Below are 1,185 nucleotides of genomic sequence, written 5' to 3'. Positions count from 1 at the left end.
ACTACAGATTGTGGAGGATTACTTTGGTTGTAATCCCCCAATCAGACTTAGTGGGCAATAACCGAGTTGTCTGCATATTAGCTTCCCGGTTAGCCGAATTTTAGGTGTTGCTTAATAATGGAATGATTTTAAGAGTTTTTAGGTGCGCTTGACCCGTAATTAAATTCGCCACGGGTCGCACCTGTAGAATGGGCATCTTGGTGGAATGGGCATCTTGGTGGAACTGGCATCTTGCCAGTTTCATGCTTATTTTCGGGCGGGCAGGATGCCCACTCTACTCCTATTCATTACTTGATTCAGCAACGCCGAATTTTAGATAGGTTTCCCTGTCAGGATCACAAATCAAGTGAGTCTATTAAGGAGAGCGGAACATCAGAATTTTTTTTGCCCCCTAGCGCAAAGTAATAGAGCTTTTCGCCTTCGAGGGAGAACCGATGCCGATACCTTTTAAAATGATAGAGATCCAAAAATTCCGAGAAGATTAGTTTCCGAATGAGCTGTGAAAATCCAGAATTATCAATTGAATCAAGGAAGGTTTCTTTGATATTAAAGGAAACCCAGGCATTTTCGCTAATTACATTGAAGGCTTCCAAGAAAGCCTTTGCTGGTATGTCACCGAACCCAAGTGCTGCTACTGAAACCAAGCAGTTAGGTGACCAAGAATTGAGTTCATCACGATCTTTATCACTGAGATTGCAGAAATCCATCACATAGAATTCATCGTAGATTCCAGGCCGATCTCGCTCAGTGGCAGCCTGAGCTTCGGGAATAATATCAACTCCGATTAGCCGTGAGACTCCGTGTTGTTTGAGCTTTTCACCAACTATCCCGTTTCCTGCCCCAAGATCAAGTACCCGAAGCTCGTTGAGGCTCTGGTCCCCTTGAGAGACGGCAGACTGCAGGATATCCACTACAATTGATGGAGACTGGCACTTCAGACGCTCATATACAACCTGCTCGTATAATTCAGGAACTTCGAATATCCGCTCATAGTCATGTAGACGAATCTTCTCCCTGGATTCTCCATTAACAAGGTAAAAATAGACTTGATCTTGGCCAAGCTCTCGAACATTTGTAGGTGGAAATTGGATTTTATGCTTGATTTTCACTTTCATTCAATATTCCTTGTAGTTTGAACCCAGATAAAAACGAATGGTGAATGGTGGAGGATCCTAAAGGCCAATA

1 protein-coding gene is annotated in these 1,185 nt (G+C 43.3%); it reads right to left on the bottom strand.

All coding sequences use genetic code 11. The features are described 5' to 3' along the window. Positions 1–335: 335 nt before the first annotated feature. Positions 336–1,115, bottom strand: a complete 780-nt coding sequence (locus F6K49_RS50890) for a class I SAM-dependent methyltransferase (RefSeq protein WP_081431040.1) — start codon at positions 1,113–1,115, stop codon at positions 336–338. Positions 1,116–1,185: the final 70 nt, after the last annotated feature.

Source organism: Moorena sp. SIO3I6, assembly GCF_010672095.1.
The sequence above is the reverse complement of the archived record's forward strand: the minus strand, read 5'-3'. Positions and strand labels throughout refer to the sequence as shown.